15 protein-coding genes and 1 tRNA gene are annotated in these 17,250 nt (G+C 44.3%); 7 read left to right on the forward strand and 9 right to left on the reverse strand.

All coding sequences use genetic code 11. The features are described from left to right. Positions 1 to 23: 23 nt before the first annotated feature. Positions 24 to 431, forward strand: a complete 408-nt coding sequence (msrB, locus tag R7M72_RS02765) for a peptide-methionine (R)-S-oxide reductase MsrB (protein WP_005380698.1) — start codon at positions 24 to 26, stop codon at positions 429 to 431. Positions 432 to 548: 117 nt separating this feature from the next. Here the strand turns inward: msrB and R7M72_RS02770 are convergent, their stop codons facing one another. After that, positions 549 to 1,370, reverse strand: a complete 822-nt coding sequence (locus tag R7M72_RS02770) for a DUF2989 domain-containing protein (RefSeq protein WP_017821139.1) — start codon at positions 1,368 to 1,370, stop codon at positions 549 to 551. A 101-nt stretch (positions 1,371 to 1,471) separates the two neighbouring features. Here R7M72_RS02770 and R7M72_RS02775 point away from each other — a divergent pair, with 101 nt between their 5' ends. Further along, positions 1,472 to 1,756, forward strand: coding sequence for a YeaC family protein (locus R7M72_RS02775; RefSeq protein ID WP_005380700.1), 285 nt, complete (start codon positions 1,472 to 1,474; stop codon positions 1,754 to 1,756). A gap of 95 nt (positions 1,757 to 1,851) precedes the next feature. Here the strand turns inward: R7M72_RS02775 and ansA are convergent, their stop codons facing one another. Further along, complete coding sequence (gene ansA / locus R7M72_RS02780; protein ID WP_017635822.1) at positions 1,852 to 2,865, reverse strand: asparaginase; 1,014 nt, start codon at positions 2,863 to 2,865, stop codon at positions 1,852 to 1,854. Positions 2,866 to 3,029: 164 nt separating this feature from the next. Then, a complete protein-coding gene (gene sppA / locus R7M72_RS02785) occupies positions 3,030 to 4,880 on the reverse strand; it encodes a signal peptide peptidase SppA (protein ID WP_005380705.1) in 1,851 nt (616 codons plus the stop codon). Between the two features lie 224 nt (positions 4,881 to 5,104). Here sppA and R7M72_RS02790 point away from each other — a divergent pair, with 224 nt between their 5' ends. Then, the gene (locus R7M72_RS02790; protein ID WP_169628456.1) at positions 5,105 to 7,117 is read left to right on the forward strand and encodes an NADPH-dependent 2,4-dienoyl-CoA reductase; all 2,013 of its coding nucleotides are present in this window, start codon (positions 5,105 to 5,107) and stop codon (positions 7,115 to 7,117) included. Between the two features lie 59 nt (positions 7,118 to 7,176). On the opposite strand, the gene R7M72_RS02795 is transcribed toward R7M72_RS02790, so the two are convergent. Further along, a complete protein-coding gene (locus tag R7M72_RS02795; protein WP_031780932.1) occupies positions 7,177 to 8,493 on the reverse strand; it encodes an MFS transporter in 1,317 nt (438 codons plus the stop codon). Positions 8,494 to 8,666: 173 nt separating this feature from the next. Here R7M72_RS02795 and R7M72_RS02800 point away from each other — a divergent pair, with 173 nt between their 5' ends. Beyond that, positions 8,667 to 9,215 carry an NAD(P)H nitroreductase gene (locus tag R7M72_RS02800; protein WP_005380711.1) on the forward strand — a complete coding sequence of 183 codons (549 nt, stop codon included), beginning with the start codon at positions 8,667 to 8,669 and terminating at the stop codon, positions 9,213 to 9,215. 103 nt (positions 9,216 to 9,318) lie between these two features. Beyond that, positions 9,319 to 11,286: a DNA topoisomerase III gene (locus R7M72_RS02805; RefSeq protein WP_158174105.1), complete on the forward strand. Its 1,968-nt coding sequence runs from the start codon at positions 9,319 to 9,321 to the stop codon at positions 11,284 to 11,286. Positions 11,287 to 11,330: 44 nt separating this feature from the next. Here R7M72_RS02805 and R7M72_RS02810 read toward each other — a convergent pair whose 3' ends face one another. Then, positions 11,331 to 11,537 (reverse strand): hypothetical protein, encoded by a 207-nt coding sequence (locus R7M72_RS02810; protein WP_005380717.1) that lies wholly within the window; start codon positions 11,535 to 11,537, stop codon positions 11,331 to 11,333. Positions 11,538 to 11,720: 183 nt separating this feature from the next. Further along, positions 11,721 to 12,410: an SDR family oxidoreductase gene (locus tag R7M72_RS02815; protein ID WP_054575561.1), complete on the reverse strand. Its 690-nt coding sequence runs from the start codon at positions 12,408 to 12,410 to the stop codon at positions 11,721 to 11,723. 271 nt (positions 12,411 to 12,681) lie between these two features. On the opposite strand from R7M72_RS02815, the gene R7M72_RS02820 reads away from it, so the two are divergent. Further along, positions 12,682 to 13,605, forward strand: coding sequence for a histone deacetylase (locus R7M72_RS02820; RefSeq protein WP_017821145.1), 924 nt, complete (start codon positions 12,682 to 12,684; stop codon positions 13,603 to 13,605). 193 nt (positions 13,606 to 13,798) lie between these two features. On the opposite strand, the gene R7M72_RS02825 is transcribed toward R7M72_RS02820, so the two are convergent. The 3 genes from R7M72_RS02825 to R7M72_RS02835 all read right to left on the reverse strand — a co-directional run bounded on the left by R7M72_RS02825 (position 13,799) and on the right by R7M72_RS02835 (position 16,103). Then, a tRNA-Ser gene (locus R7M72_RS02825) sits at positions 13,799 to 13,889 on the reverse strand. Between the two features lie 155 nt (positions 13,890 to 14,044). Beyond that, positions 14,045 to 15,853, reverse strand: coding sequence for a DUF3413 domain-containing protein (locus tag R7M72_RS02830; protein WP_005380721.1), 1,809 nt, complete (start codon positions 15,851 to 15,853; stop codon positions 14,045 to 14,047). 22 nt (positions 15,854 to 15,875) lie between these two features. Beyond that, positions 15,876 to 16,103: a YejL family protein gene (locus R7M72_RS02835; protein WP_005380722.1), complete on the reverse strand. Its 228-nt coding sequence runs from the start codon at positions 16,101 to 16,103 to the stop codon at positions 15,876 to 15,878. 85 nt (positions 16,104 to 16,188) lie between these two features. Here R7M72_RS02835 and yejK point away from each other — a divergent pair, with 85 nt between their 5' ends. After that, a complete protein-coding gene (gene yejK / locus R7M72_RS02840) occupies positions 16,189 to 17,187 on the forward strand; it encodes a nucleoid-associated protein YejK (RefSeq protein WP_151515024.1) in 999 nt (332 codons plus the stop codon). Positions 17,188 to 17,250: the final 63 nt, after the last annotated feature.

Consider the following 17,250-nt stretch of genomic DNA (forward strand, 5'->3'; position numbering starts at 1 on the left):
CAGTAAATAAGGAGCCGAAAGTCGTGGAACAAAGCGGGAAAAAAGTGACGAAGTCAGATGAACAGTGGCGTGAGCAACTGTCTGATGAAGAGTTCCGTGTTTGCCGAGAGCAAGGTACAGAGCCTCCTTTCAGCGGTAAGCTACTGCATAATAAGGAAACTGGTGTTTATGCTTGTACTTGTTGTAATGCCCCTCTCTTTGTCTCTGATAACAAGTATGACTCTGGCTGCGGATGGCCAAGTTTTGATGCGCCTATCAACGATCAAGCGGTGCGTTATTTAGAAGATCTAAGTCACGGAATGGTACGTACAGAGATTCGTTGTGCAACGTGTGATAGCCATCTAGGGCACGTTTTTGAAGATGGCCCACAGACCACAGGAGAGCGTTTTTGTGTTAATTCTGTGTCGTTAATTTTCAACAAATCAGAATAATAACGACAAAATTGTGCTCGAGATTGTTTTATCCTTTCAGGATGATTCATGCTCAACAGTGATCTGAGTGTCGCTCGACTTAAATAAAAACTCCCGCTCATTGCGGGAGTTTTTCGTTTATATCTCACTGGGTATCATTGCTGGGGAATAGATACCTTTCTCTATGGCTTTCGCCACCGATTCGGCTAATTCATCCAACTGCTTATATCGCTCTGGATGACTGAAATTGAACATACGTTGGAGCTGCTTTTCATCAGCAAGCGGTACGTCGAATCTCTTCGCGACCATTGCCCATAGATACGCTTGCTCTTTGTCTCCAAGCCCCTGATGAATACTTGCCATTGACTTGAGAATGACCGGATTGATGTTGTCTTCATCAGATAAAGACAACGCGTTATTAAGAAGCTCCAGGGTTTTCTTGGTATCTCGGTTGGTATAAAAAGTGGCTAATGCATATTGCATCTCAGCATTATTTAATTGGGGAGACCCTTCCATTTGTAAAAATGCGCGCCGAGCTTGAGTATCTCCCGTTTGAGACCATAAGAAATACAAAGTAGCCGGGTCTTCTGAGCCTTTTAACTCGTTTACGATGCGCTCTAGCTCATCAATACTGTGTACCAATGCATTAAAGCGTTGTCTTTTGAGAGCACTTTGATCAATAGGGGTGATCTGGGAGGCGAGTTCTAAGCATTTCCTATATTCAGCGACCAGACCGTATTCGATGATTTGGTTGGCCTCTGATGGGTTTTTCAATTGCTCAAACCGATGCCAAACCAAATTTGTTCTTGGAATTCGACATTGGCCGTCATCCATATTGAGCTGCTCGCAACGCAGCTCTGGTGTTTTTTGGCACAACTCTTCGGTTGTCACGTTACCTTCAAAACAGCCCGATAGCGCAAAACATGCGAGGCTGAGAAGTAACCAGTTTGTTCTTTTCATGGCTTTGCTTGTGATCCGTTACACCAATTCATTTTCGTATTCTTGACTCAGTTTCTTAACCCGTTATGTTCTGTAAATAGAATGTAATAAGAAGGTACACTATGGACGCAGAACAACTATTACAAGCGATGACTCCAGAAGTTTATGATCGCTTAGTCTATGCAGTAGAAACGGGAAGATGGCCTGAGGGTACAACACTTTCTAAAGAGCAGCGAGATTCGTGTATGCAAGCTGTGATGTTGTATCAATCAAAACATAATACTGATGCGCAGCATATGACGGTTGCAGCCGGTGGTGAAATCAGTTTTAAATCAAAACAAGAGCTTAAAAAACAATTCAGCGGAGAAGAGAGCGATATTGTTCGTGTCAATCCGAACATTGATTAATCCTTACGCCTTATTTCTCAAAATTTTATTATTTTGATTTTGAAAGAAAAAAGCCCAAATTGTATTGGGCTTTTTAGATCGTAGAAAGCTTGAACTTACAGGCTCATTTCACCACGCAGTACTTGTTGCATTCTCTCTTTTACTTCTTCGTAAGAAAGGTTTTGGCTTAGAAGGTAGTGTAGTTTTGCCAGCGCCGCTTCGGGCGTCATGTCAAAGCCACTGATAACACCAGAGTCTGCGAGAGCACAACCTGTGGCATATCCGCCCATATTCACTTTACCTGCCAAACACTGAGTTAGGTTTACGACAATAACGCCGCGCTCAGAGGCTTCTTTCAGGTGACCAAGCAGCTCAGGGTTCTGAGGAGCATTACCGACACCAAAAGTCAGAAGAATCATCGCATTCACGGGCTGACGAAGCGTGTTGCGGATAACTTCGTGTGAAATACCAGGGTACATGGTGATCACACCGATTGGTTGTGGCGTGATGTTGTGAACCTTAAACTCACCTTCTGGTTGTGCACCAACGGTTACGCTGTTGCTAACTTGAATATTGATCCCAGCTTCCAATAGTGGAGGAAGGTTTGGTGAAGTAAAGGCATTAAAACCGTCTGCATGAGATTTTGTACTGCGGTTACCACGCATCAATTGATTATTGAAGAACAAAGTTACTTCGTTGATCGGGTAGTTTGCCGCAATATGTAGCGCGTTTAATAGGTTTGCTTGGCCGTCAGAACGCAGCTCTGCGAGAGGGATTTGTGAACCCGTTACAATCACTGGCTTACCAAGGTTTTCAAGCATGAAAGACAATGCGGACGCTGTGTACGCCATGGTGTCAGTACCATGTAGGATAACGAAACCATCGTATTTGTCATAGTTGTCACGAATATCATTCGCAATCTGCTGCCAGTCAGCAGGTGTCATATCTGATGAGTCAATCAGAGGGTCGTATTCGTGGATGGTGTAATCCGGCATTTCAGGACGATGGAATTCGGGCATGCTTGCTAATTGCTTTTCCATAAAGCCAGCAACAGGCACATAGCCGTGGTCGGATTTTTGCATTCCGATGGTACCACCGGTGTAAGCGATGTAGATGTGTTTTCTAGTCATCGTTTTTTCTTTCGTGTAGGGGAACAGAGGCGGGGATTATATACCTAAATAACCTTGAGATGCGAGGCTATACGCACAGCATCAGAAAGTCATCTGAGGAGATGCAAAGCCTAATAAAAAGGGCACTTCAAGTAGAAGTGCCCTTTGTAATATTGATGGAAAAACTACTGCACTTGGCAGTTCAAACAAAATGCGTATTGACCTTTAGGATCGTTGAAGCTTTGGAGCAAGCTTGCGTCTTGTTCGAATTGTTGAGCTACGGGTTGAAGACTTTTTGGTAGCAAGCTTGTTGCATCAATACCTAGAGAGACTTTCACCTGTTTCATAAACTCTTGTAGAAATAGTTCAGTAGGTGAAAGAGGCTCTTCTACCCAGTAAATGCCATAATCGGTCACGTTCGCTAGTTTCGCCGCTAGCTCTACAGCATCATCAAAGTCACCCATTTGATCGACAAGACCAAAGGATAGTGCATCTTGGCCAGTCCAAACTCGACCTTGAGCAACTTTGTCAACTTCCTCTAGAGACATATCGCGATTCTCGCCAACTAGAGAAATAAAGCGCTTGTAACCGTGTTCGATACCTAATTGGAACACTTGAGACGCGCCCTCAGAAAGGCCAGTGGTAATACCGTCACCTGAGAACGGCGATGTGCCAACGCCATCAGTATTAATACCTAACTTGCTAAAGCCTTTTTCAAACGTGGTGATGACACTAAATATACCAATGGAGCCCGTCAGGGTTGTTGGCTGAGCAACGATTTTGTCTGCGCTCATTGAAATCCAATAACCACCAGAAGCGGCCAAACTCGACATGGATACAACAACCGGCTTACCTGCTTGCTTCAGAGCTTCTACTTCGTTACGAATCACTTCAGAAGCAAAGGCACTGCCTCCTGGACTATCTACTCGTAATACGACCGCTTTCACTTTTTCATCATTGCGTGCTTGACGCAGCAAGCTTGCGACCGTGTCACCACCAACAGTTCCGCGAGGTTGTTGACCGTCCATAATCGCGCCACTGGCTAGAACAACGGCGATGTCGTGCTGAGGTAGTGTGTAATCGGGACGAATCGTTGCAAGGTAGTCGTAGTAACCAATCGCGTTGTAGCTGTCTTTGCCGTCACTACCAAACTGTTTTGCAAATAGAGTGCGAATGTCTTGGCGTGTCGCAAGTTCATCCACTAGCCCCAGTTTGACTGCGAGCTGAGCAATATCGCCATTTACAGACTTCATCTCGTTAATCAGCTCATCCATGGTTGGATTAAGCACTTTCGCATCAATGTTTCGGTTTGTTGTTACGTCATCAACAAAAGCACTCCACAATTGAGTAACCCAGCGTGTTGCTGACTCTTTCGCCGCATCGGACATGTCATCACGAATAAACGGTTCGATAGCGGATTTATAAGTACCTACGCGAAAAACATGAGTGGAAACGTCAAGCTTTTCAAGTAACGTTTTGTAGTACATTGAGTAAGCGCTGTAACCTTTAATCAATACACCACCATCAGGTGCCAGATAAACTTTGTCAGCGTAACTTGCCAAGTAATATTGGCTTTGGTTGTAGAAATCACCTACGGCGTAAACGGGTTTGCCTGACGCTTTAAATTCGTTCAACGCTTTCGCGATGTAACGTAGTTTCGTGAGATTTGTTTCTGGCATGTCTCGCAGTGCTAGCACTAATCCAGATACTTTAGGATCGTCTTTCGCGTAGCGAATAGTATCAACGATATCGAAAAGGACGTTTTCTTTCGGTAACTCATTACCCAAAAGGGAACCAGCAAAAGAGTCCATTGGGTTTACATAACGTCTTTGTTCGACAATTGGGCCTGAAAGGTTCATCACCAATGCCGATTCTTTTTCGACGACAGGTTGACCGTCTCCGGTATAAGTAAAGGCAAAGTAGAAAACGGCAATCATCAGCAAGAAAATTAGGTTTGCCAGTGCGAGTCTGATGAAAGTGATACTTTTCCATATCCCTTTAAATATCAAACCAATAAATTTGAAGAGTTTTTTCATCTTGTCTCCATAACGAGATAGTTACGCCGAGTCTAACAAAGTATGGGTTCTTATCTCTAAGATCTCAAAAGATAACATTTTTTTAGCTTATCACGACCACTCAACAATTGGCATATTTTCACACGAGATTGATCGGTGTTACAAAAATGTAAACGCTTGTTTGATTTTTTGGTTGAGCAGGCTTAATCTGGTCAGACCATGATAATAACAATGGATGTTAAGTGATGTCTGCCATGTACCCAAACCTATTAAAGCCACTGGATCTCGGTTTCACACAATTACGAAACCGAGTTCTGATGGGATCAATGCACACGGGCTTAGAAGAGCACAAAGAAGGATTACAGAAGCTCGCTGCTTTTTATGAAGAACGCGCGAAAGGCGGTGTCGGACTGATTGTAACCGGAGGTTTTTCTCCTAACTTACGCGGTCGTTTACACCCGTTGAGTGCTGAATTCAGCAAGCCAAAACATGCTAAAGCCCACAAAGTTGTGACAGAAGCGGTGCACAAGCACGGTGGTAAAATTGCGTTGCAAATTCTCCATGCTGGGCGTTATGCAATGCATCCATTCTCGCAAAGTGCATCTGGCATTAAAGCGCCAATTGCAAAGTTTGCTCCGAGTGAAATGAGCGACCGCCAGATAAAGAAAACCATCGACGCGTTTGCTAATAGTGCGGAGTTAGCACAGCTTGCTGGTTATGATGGCGTCGAGTTAATGGGCTCGGAAGGTTACTTGATAAACCAATTCTTATGTAAACGTACTAATATGCGTTACGACGAATGGGGTGGCAGCTATAAAAAACGTATGCGTTTTCCGCTAGAAATTGTTAAAGCGGTACGCAAGGCGGTAGGTGACAAGTTCATCATCATCTTCCGTCTTTCTATGCTGGATCTTGTCGAGCAGGGCAGCACTTTTGAAGACGTTATCGAATTGGCGAAAGCACTTGAAGAGGCTGGCGTCACGATTATTAATACGGGTATCGGTTGGCATGAGGCTCGAATTCCGACAATTGCGACTCAAGTACCACGCGGTGCGTTTACATGGGTTACGGAAAAAGTTAAACCTCACGTTTCGGTTCCTATTATCACTTGCAACCGTATAAATACGCCAGATGAAGCAGAACGTATTTTATCTTCAGGTCATGCCGACATGGTTTCGATGGCGCGCCCATTCTTGGCCGATCCTTACTTTGTTGCTAAAGCCGAACAGGAAAAAGCGCAGCTTATTAATACGTGTATTGGTTGTAATCAGGCGTGTCTAGATAACGTGTTTAAAGGTAAGCGCGCCAGTTGCTTAGTGAACCCTCTAGCGTGCTATGAAACCGAAATTGTTGTTGAACCAGCCTTTAAAAAGAAAAACATTGCAGTTGTTGGTGCTGGCCCTGCGGGCTTGGCTTGTGCGACCACACTGGCTGAACGTGGCCATAAGGTTGATTTGTTCGAAAAGAACGACCGCATCGGTGGTCAGTTCCGTCTTGCGATGCAGATCCCTGGTAAGGAAGAGTTTCGAGAGACGATACGATATTTCGCTAACCGTATTGATGAAACAGGCGTGAATCTGCACTTATCGACGGAAGCGAACTATGACTTACTCACAGAGTACGATGAGATAGTGATGGCATCGGGTGTTGAGCCACGTAAAGTCAATATTGATGGAATTGATAACCCAGAGAAAGTCGTCGACTATCAAACTCTCATTCGAGACAAAACGCCAGTCGGTGAGAAAGTGGCTATCGTTGGTGCTGGTGGCATTGGCGTAGATGTCGCGACCATGCTCACAGAGCCAGTTGGACAAACGTTGGATGACTGGTTGCATGAATGGGGAATCGACAAAGAGATGTCTCAGCCGGGTGGTTTATACCCTTACCCTGATGCGGTCAGCGATAAAGAAGTCTGGGTACTTCAGCGTCGTAAAGGTCGTGTAGGTAAAGGTCCGGGTAAAACGACAGGTTGGATCCATAAACGTACCCTTGAAAAACGGGGCGTACATTTAATCGGCGGCGTGTCTTACGATAAAATTGATGATCAAGGTTTGCACATTCATGTAGACGGAAGCGCGCAGGTACTTAATGCAGACAAAGTTATCATTTGTGCTGGGCAAGAGTCTGTACGTCCGTTTGAAGATAAATGGTCTGAACTTGGAGAGAAGATTCATATCATTGGCGGAGCTGACCATGCGGGTGAACTTGATGCTGTGCGTGCGATTCGTCAAGGTGTTAAATTGGCGGTAAAACTCTAGCCTTTTAATGTGTGTTTACCATAAAAGCTGCGCTTTGAGCGCAGCTTTTTTGTATAGAACTAGTCACTGATATCTGGCAGTTGTTTGGCCATTACCACGCCAGCAAAAGTAATAAAAGAGAACACTAACACCACAGCTGAAAGGCTCAAGAAGTTCGACATAACACCAAGAGAGCTCATTAGAAGCAGCATTATCCCAACCACTGTGTTACTCACGGCTACATAGCTCGTCCGTTTGTCACCTTCTGCGATATCAACTAAATAGGTTTTTCGTCCGACTCGTATTCCGTCGTGGGCAATACAAACACAAAAGTAAAGCAGAGGAATCACGAATAGGAAGCTTTGGCTAGCGGTGATCCATGTATCGTAAACAAATAACACAATACCAAGTAGCGCGCTCATCATTGCGCCGATGACCATCACACTGCGGCTAGAGCGATCGGACATTCTTCCCCAGAAAGGACCTGACACAAAGGAGGCCAAGCCACTCGCAAACATAAAGAGAGCTAGCACCCAGAGCTGTCCACCCAGAGATTGCTGTGCCAGCACAACGTAGTACGGTGCACTCAGCGCAGAACATAAAAATAGTGTCCGCGTGATAACGAATCGACGAAAGGTCACGTCTGTCTTAAGTAACGCGAGTTGTTTAAATGCTTCGAGGACGCCATTTCGACCACCGTCTACCTCACCGGCATACTCATTAATTCGCGCATAGACGAATGCCGCGATGAGCCATATGACGCCCGCTAAGCCTAAACTCAGACCGTAAAAGCGCTCTGTCGGCTCTACGTCCCATAACCAGGCTAGTGCCAGAAGGCTAGCGAAAAGCAGCGTAACCAGGCCAGCAGCGCTTGAAGACCAGCCGTTGACTTGACCTCGTTGGTTTTTAGGGATGGTTTTGCCCAATACATCTTTTGATGCGACGGAATTTAAACCGCGTGAGAGGCTGAAGATCACAAGACATGCAATCACACCATAACCCGCAGCTGCTCCTGTTAGAGTTAATGCGACCAATCCGATTGCAAATATGGAAAGAGCCTGCAAGATGCTGCCAATTACCCAGACCCATTTTCTTACTGGAATGCGTCGGATGTAGTGCGCGATGCTAAGTTGTGGGATAAGGGATCCTGACTCACGAATAGGAACCAGCCAACCAATTAAATAAACCGGTGCCCCGAGACTTTGTAGTATCCACGGCAACGTGACTTTAGGGTTGATTAACGCATCGCCGACCTTCGTTAAAAACTGAGCGAGAATGATTTTAAGAAAGTTGCCGGGAACTTGATGACAAGCTGATTCAGGAATCGCCTTACAGGCACGGGCATCTTCGTCATTAACGATCTTTTCGTAAATGCTGTTTTGTTTGTCCTTGTTCATCAACCTGCCTATGTTCAACTTATTCATTTCGCGAATAAATTAACATTAAACCCAGATTGATGTTAAGTGAAGCACGTTATCAAGCCCACAGAAAACCGGTTGTTATTCGCAGGAGCAGATTGTGCTAAAGTGGCGTAAACAAAATAACAACGATATTCAATAAGGATTCTTTCATGGACGCTCTCGATCTTTTGCTCAATCGCCGATCTATCGCGAAGTTATCCGCGCCTGCTCCAGAAGGTAAAGCACTTGAGAACATCATTCGTGCTGGCCTTCGTGCGCCTGACCATGCGGGATTAACCCCTTGGCGTTTCGTTATCGCACAGGGCGATGGTTTGAAAAAACTGTCAGATATATTGGTAAAAGCGGCAGAAGCTGAAAATAGTGATGAAGCGGTGGTCGAAAAGGTAAAGAATGCCCCATTTCGCGCACCAATGGTGATCACGGTGATTGCTAAAGTAACAGAACATGAGAAAGTACCAGCACTAGAGCAACACTTATCTGCGGGATGCGCTGTACAAGCGATGCAAATGGCAGCCGTAGCGCAAGGCTTTCAAGGGTTTTGGCGCTCAGGTAAGTGGATGTTCCATCCAGAAGTTCATCAAGCATTTGGTTTAGAGGGTGACGATGAGATTGTTGGTTTCTTGTACTTAGGCACGCCTGGTTGTACACCGATGAAAGTTCCTGAGCGTGACCTTTCTCAGTTTGTTGAATTCCTATAACTAAAAACTTAAATAAACTGACTGTTTATTTATACAGTTTTTCTTGATTTATTAGGGCTACATTCGATAATGTGGCCCTAATTATATTTATTTCCAAAACGTTATGTCTCGTCTGTTTATTGCTGAAAAACCAAGTTTAGGCCGTGCGATTGCCGCTGCACTGCCAAACCCTCAAAAGAAAGATCAAGGATTCATCCGCTGTGGGAACGGGGATATCGTTACTTGGTGTATCGGCCACTTACTCGAACAAGTCGAACCCGACGCTTACGATGAGCGTTATAAAAAGTGGAATATGGCAGATTTACCAATTGTTCCGCAGCAATGGCAGCTCAGACCGAGGAAAAGTGCAAGTAAGCAATTAACAGTGATTCGTAAATTGCTCAAAGAAGCTAACGAAGTCATTCATGCAGGAGACCCAGATCGAGAGGGTCAGCTGTTAGTTGATGAAGTTCTGGACTATTGCAAGTTATCTAAAACCAAGAAGGAATCTACACAGCGTTTGTTGATTTCCGACTTGAACTTACCTGCGGTTAAACGTGCTCTCAGCTCTATGCGCAGTAATCGCGAGTTTATCCCACTTTCAGTTTCAGCATTGGCCCGCTCTCGGGCTGATTGGCTGTATGGTATGAACATGTCTCGTGCTTATACCTTGCTTGGTCAAAAAGCAGGGTATCAAGGTGTTCTCTCGGTAGGGCGAGTGCAAACGCCAGTTCTTGGCTTAGTGGTGCGTCGTGATGAAGAAATCGAAAACTTTGTCCCGAAGGACTATTTTACCCTACATGCTCTGATCCCATATCAAGATGCCAATGGTACTTTTGATATTCGTGCTCGTTGGAAGCCAAGTGAGGCATGCAAGCCTTGGCAGGACGAAGAAGGTCGAGTGTTAAACCGTAAGTTGGTGGAAAATGTTGCAAACCGTATCGCAAGTCAACCTGCAAAAGTGACGGAGTCGGAACAAAAGCAAACCAAGCAATCAGCACCATTACCTTATTCGTTATCTGCTTTACAGATCGATGCCGCGAAGCGCTATGGTATGAGTGCGCAACAAGTACTAGATACTTGTCAGGCATTGTATGAAAAGCACAAGCTGATCACTTACCCGCGTTCAGATTGTCGCTATTTACCGATGGAACACTACTCACAAGCAGGGACGGTGACAACTGCTATTGCGAATAACGCAAAAGAGTTGCAAGTTGCCGTTCAGGGAGCAGACTTAACATTAAAGTCCAAAGCCTGGAACGATAAAAAAGTGGATGCTCACCATGCGATTATCCCTACACCGAAGCAAGCTAATGTGAATGCGCTTTCCGGCAATGAGATGAAAGTGTATCAATTGATTGCGCGCCAGTACCTCATGCAGTTCTATCCGGCGGCGGTTTACGCAGAAGCGAAATTGGTTTTCGATATCGCTGGTGGTACGTTTGTCGCGAAAGGTCGTCAGTTAGTTTCGCCGGGTTGGAAAGCGCTAATGGGCAAAACTGACAAGGAAGATGAAGGTATTGATGCCGTGCCACCGCTACCCGAAGGCACCGTGTTAACTTGTCGTGAAGGGGAAATAAAAGACCGAAAAACCGAGCCACCAAAGCATTTTACCGAGGCATCGCTGTTGCAAGCGATGACCGGGATCGCCCGTTACGTTGCGGATAAAGAACTGAAAAAAATCCTTCGTGACACTGATGGGCTAGGCACGGAAGCGACTCGCGCTAGTATTTTGGACACGCTGTTCAAACGCCAACTGCTTACGCGTCAAGGTAAGTCAATTCTCAGTTCTCCTGCTGGAAGAGGTCTCATTCATGCCTTGCCAGAAGATTCAACATACCCTGATATGACGGCTCATTGGGAGCACCAGTTACAAGGTATGGCAGAGAGAAATCAAGCATATCAGCCGTTCATGCAAGCACTGGAACAACGCATTGATAGCTTGATGGCACAAGTAAAAGCAGGGCCTATCCCTGATTCATTACGTCATCTACCCAAGGTGGAACGTCCTGCGTTTAAACGTAAAAAGCGCAGTTATTCAAAGAATGGTGGCGCGACTAAATCTCGTGCAACCAAAGGTAAGCAGGCATAGGACAAGCGCGGCGTAATTAAACTCCGCGCATGCTTGAAAATAGATTACTCGAACAGATCACCGTGGTTTTGGATCGCGCCTCTTACTTCACCTTGAGTTAACACGCGTTTGTCCAGTACCTCTTTCACCTGGTTGCCCAAGTCAACTAATGTATCTCGATTCGCTTGAGTTTGGCGTTTACCAGCACTTCTCAAGCAGTAATTTAGTTCGTGCTCTTCGCTAAAATTAACCAAATCCCTATCTGCTGCCATCGTGCTTTCTCCTTATTTGTTCTACTTTTTCCTAAGTCTGGATTGGATGTAGATAAATTCAAGTTAGATTGCGCGAATTATGCTGGTGGATCACTGATGAACATTATGTTTGCCAACCAAGTCACGATTATGAAGCCTGGCTTTGATGGTATTTGGTTTAGTGATGGTTGTGTCTTAATGCTGCTACCAAGGTAACTCAGTACCATCGTAGTTAATAAATCGACCTGAAAGCTGCGGTGTGCTCAGTTCTATCACGTTCGCTAGGCCTAGCGCGGAGGTTTGCGTATCTATCAAAGCATTTGGCCCGCCCATCGCCGTTTTTACCCAACCAGGGTGAAGCGCTAAAACGGTAAATCCTTCAGGTGTTAAATCATTACTTAAGCTTTTCACAACCGAGTTAAGCGCCGCTTTCGATGAGCGATAAATATAGCCGCCGCCGGACGTATTTTCGGTCATACTGCCGACTTTTGATGAGATACAAGCAATCTTTTTCATCTTGCCTTGTTGTAAGCGAGGGTAACAGTACTCAACCAGTTTTAATGGAGCAATGGTGTTTACTTCGAAGACTTTACGCCATGCTTCTACGTCAGTATTTCCAAAGCCATATCCCTTGGGCCCGTAATATCCTGCATTATTGATGAGTAAGTCGATGGCAGGGAGTTTATCGGCAAGCTTAGCGACTTGTTCGTAGTGCGTGACATCCAGTTCGTGCAAAACTAGATTGCTGAATTGTGAGGCTAGAGTTTGTAGTTCTGAACTGTTCTCTAAGGAACGGCTAGTAGCATGTACTTGGTGGCCTTGCTTCAGGTACAGCTCAGTTAAGCTAAGGCCAATGCCGCGATTTGCTCCGGTAATAAAGACGGTTTGACTCATACAAACACCTATGTTTTTTTGATTTCAGTTGAAAGTCATTGTGTTAGCTAAGCACAATAAAATCAACCAACCACCACGCACCAACAACAAGAGATGAAAATAGGGACAGAGCACAAAGAGAGCCAAACAGTGCGCCGAGAATAGCAAAGAAAGTAGAATTCATATGTATATTAAATTTAATTGATATTGAAAATCATTATCAATTAAATTGCGTTTTATTCAACCCTTGAAGTTGATACTATTTCGTTACCATTGTTATTAAGAATTTCTCATGCTGCCACTTATCTACCACCCGATTTATTCTCAACTTGAGTTGCCAGAGGGGCATCGTTACCCAATTATGAAATACCAGTACCTCTATGAATCGGTATTGGTGCATATGGAGAAAGATAACTGGAAAGAGCACACGCAGTTTTTCCAGCCCGAAGCATTAACTGTTGGGGAAGTAAAACGTGTTCATGACGAGGAATACGTCGAGTTACTTGTTAGTGGAAACATGCCAGCTGCGAAGATGCGCCGAATAGGTTTTCCTTGGAGTGAGTCTCTCATTACCAGAACGCTAACTTCAGCTGCGGGCACGGCTCTGACCGCAAAAAAGGCACTTGAGTACGGAGTGGCCATTCATTTGAGTGGTGGGTATCATCACGCACACAAAGAGTTTGGTAGTGGTTTTTGTTTATTTAATGACTTAGTGATCGCGGCTAGGCAAGCACTCGAAGTTGAGCATGTCGATAAAGTATTGATCATTGACAGTGATGTTCATCATGGGGATGGAACAGCAACTTTATGTGACGATGAGCCATATATCATCACGCTTTCTTTCCACTGTGATAAAAACTTCCCAGCGAGGAAGCCTCAGTCTGACCTCGATGTACCTTTGGTGCGAGGGACAGGTGATGAGGATTTTTTAATGGCGTTTAAAGAAGTGGTCGATATGGCACTTAATCTTCATCGCCCTGATTTAGTTATCTACGATGCTGGTGTCGATATACATCAAGACGATGAGCTTGGATATTTTGATGTGTCGACTCAAGGGATTTTAGAACGTGATAGATTTTTAATGCAAACAGTGAAATCTCGAGGTATCCCTGTCGCAGCTGTCGTTGGAGGTGGATATCGAACGAATCATGCTGACCTCGTCCCAATCCATTTGCAGCTTATCAATGCCGCTAAAGAAGTCTTTATTGATGAGTAGATACAACTAGATGTAAATATCAAATTGATTCAACACTGGAACGAACGAAAAGGGCATTAATTTTTTGTGGGTTCTTTCGGAGTGTGGCGGAGTGCTTAGTTGCGTTCAAGAAGTGATAAGTGATTTGTACAAATCTTTTAAGTCTGGAGATGCGAAAAAGCCCGCTAATTTCTTAGCGGGCTTTTTCTAAAAGTGGCGGAGAGATAGGGATTTGAACCCTAGATACGCTATTAACGTATGCCGGTTTTCAAGACCGGTGCTTTCAACCACTCAGCCATCTCTCCGTTGTTGAGGCGCATAATATAAGGCTTTGAAAATGTTGTAAACCCCTAGTTGAACTGATTGGATGTTTACTGCGCAAATTTGTGGTTTGTGTTGTTTAAATAAACAAAAACTCCCCCAAAAAGGGGAGTTTGAATAGTATATGGATTGCTAGGTATTAATCGTTTTTAGAATAAAAACGCTGTAACTCAGTTAAACCTTGCATCAAAACTGGCAACTTCGGTGCATCATCTCGAAGTCGTTTGTAGTTTTTGTCATACAGCTTGTAGTTGCCAAACTTATCGATCACTGTGGTTTGTGAGCTAGTAATTAAGGCAAGCTCGCGAGTATCGCCCGCCAAGATCCAACGACGACGACTTTCATCGAATAGGTTGCGACCACTACTGTAATCATATGGGTTGGAAGATACGCCGAGCATATCTTGCAATAGTGTAACCGAGAGGTCCAGGTGGCTTGTGCTGTGATTAAATTCGCCAGCCAGCATTCCAGGCCAATGGATCACCATCGGAACTTGTAATTGATAACGGCTGTAGTTGCTGTTTGCTCCCCAGCTGTTCGTATTGGTTTCGTTAAATTCACTACCGTGATTAGAAGTGATGATTACGATGGTGTTTGTCAGTTGTCCCGTCGTTTCTAGTTCATCAATAATACCGGCGATAGTTCTATCCGCCGACTTCACTGCATATTCATAAGCTTTTTTGAATCGCTCACTTGCGGGCATTTCTTCGTCATTATTTGAAGGAATCGATTCAAAATTATCAACGGTGGTGACTTCGATGTAACTAAACCATGGCTGACTTGCTTTCTCTGCTAACCATGTATTCCAGTTTGCGATAGATTGTTTATCGGTATGAGCTTGCGTGCCATCTAGGTCTTCCGCTAAGTTCAAGTCGCGGAAAATAATTTCTGAGTAGAGATCATCTTCAAACCCACTGCCACTGAATAAACCAAAGTTGTAGCCCTGATCTTTCAGTACATCGAGCAATACTGGGGAAGCACCTTGCGCCTTGATGCTTGATGCATAACTGGTCGGTAAGCCATAGAACAAACCAAAGGCCCCGTATGTATCATTACTTGAGCTGTAATGATTACGGAAGTTCTGATTGTTTTCAGCAAACTCATAGAGGTTAGGCATCTCTTCTTGGTTCAGCGCATCCGCTCGTAAATTGTTTATGCTTATCATCAACACATTGAGCTTATTAACTCGGCGGTTAAACTCAAGCTTTTCAAGAGGGTAGTTGACTAACTCTACGTTGCCTTCGTTTTCTGCTAAACGTTTTAGGTATTCCTCACGGTCAAGTAGACCATGTTTTTCCATAAAACTCTTCGCTGTCATCGGGTAAGACAACGGGAAGTTTGAACGCTGGCTAGTAATTGGGTTGTAAAAATACGCATCTGCCCAAATGTAAACCAAATGGCTGGTCATAAAGCTGAGGAAAAAGACGGCCGCGAGAGGGCGTCCTACGTGCTTATGAGATAGTTTGCGCTGTTTTCGCCATACCCATTCGGATAGTGCGAGTTGAATAAGGAAGATCAGCGGCATCACAACAAATAAATGTTGTAGGTCAGTGCTGAGTGCACTTTTGTCTTCGCTGAATAGTAACTCCCAGACAACGGGAGTTAAGTGCAAATTGATCGACTGATACGCTTGGGTATCAATTAATAATATGGTTTGCCCAACGGTTGCGAAAATCACTGCCACCAAACGGAACAATTTCCGCGATGGCAGGATAAACGTCAACGGGAATAGAACAAGCAAGTAAAGTGCGAAAACTAGAAAGCCAAAGTGACCAACCCAAGAAACCGCCAGATAAAACTGACCAAGTAACGTCTCGGGCCAAGGAGACTGAACAATGTAGCGTGTGCCTATCAACATCGATGCAACGATATTGAAGAATGCAAACCAGTGACCCCAACCAACTAGTCGAGATACACGTTCGCCGTATGAGTTTCCGCTGTCTACCATGTATGTGTTCTATTGTCCGTGATTAGTGTGTTTTTGGTGTTTCTAAAGAAGACATCAGCGCCTGAGCAAATTTTTCAGCAATCGCTTTGCGTTGTGAAGCAGCAACACGTTGATTTAAGACATTGGTTGCGATATTTCCGGCAATCATTAGCGTCAACTCAGGAGAAGCAGCATGTTTTTCAAGAACTGTTGCTACTTCAGCAAGAATTTTTTCTACTTGCTCGTCAGTATATTTAGATGTAATCGGCATAAAGACTCTAATAATGATAGTAAAAGCGGCTTATGATAACCTACAATGCCCATCAACTAAAACCTTGTAGCAAGATAAAATCACTATGAGTCTTCATCTTTCAAACGTTATTCTGCATCAACTGTGCAAAAACGATCAGGACGAGCTGGTTGTAAACTTTCGTCCAGCATCATTAGAGAACGATGCATCTACAGAAAACTTAGTCGCTGAGCTTCACCGAGTATTCCATTCTAAAGCTGGTAAAGGTTTTGGCGCTTTCCAGTCAGACAGCGAATTTCAATTTTGGCTTCAAGAAATGCGCAAAGGAGAGCGAGATTTTTACGACTTCTCACAAATTAGTGCAAATCGCTTGAAAGAAGAGTTGATTAAGTACCCATTTGCGGATGAAGGTATCTTGGTTTTCGCTGAGTATCAGAGTTTAGCAACGGACTACTTGTTCATCGGTATCTTACCAATGAATCAGAGTTTAAAAGTGACCGAAGGTTTGGACATCAGTGCGACAGATTACTTAGATATCACCAAAATGGATATTGCCGCACGCATCGACCTGTCGAGCTACGAGACCGACAAGGAATCCAATCGTTATCTGCAATACATTAAAGGACGTGTTGGCCGTAAAGTGGCGGACTTCTTCCTAGATTTTCTGCAAGCGGATATTGGCTTAGATACTAAACAACAAAACTTAGTGTTGATGCAGGCGGTGGATGATTTTTGTGCTGACTCGAAGCTAGAAAAGCAAGAAGTGAACGAGTACAAGAAACAAGTTTACGACTACTGCAATGAGCAAATTAAATCCGGTGATGAAGTTCAAATCTCAGAGCTTTCTGGAGAACTTCCTCCAAGCCAAGATGGCACAAGCTTTATGGATTTTACCAAAGAGCAAGGGTACGAGCTTGAAGAGTCTTTCCCAGGTGATCGTGCGACGGTTCGCAAACTGACTAAATTTGTTGGAGCTGGTGGTGGTTTGAATATTAGCTTCGATAGTCTCTTACTTGGCGAGCGTATTTTTTATGATCCAGAGACGGATACCTTAACGATTAAAGGGACGCCTCCAAATCTAAAAGATCAGTTAAGTCGCAATTAAAATCATATCGTTAAATAAAGAGAGCAAACGGCTCTCTTTTTTTATGTGAATAAGAAACATCCA

Source organism: Vibrio sp. YT-18, from assembly GCF_033337345.1.
In the GTDB taxonomy this organism is placed as follows: domain Bacteria; phylum Pseudomonadota; class Gammaproteobacteria; order Enterobacterales; family Vibrionaceae; genus Vibrio; species Vibrio alginolyticus.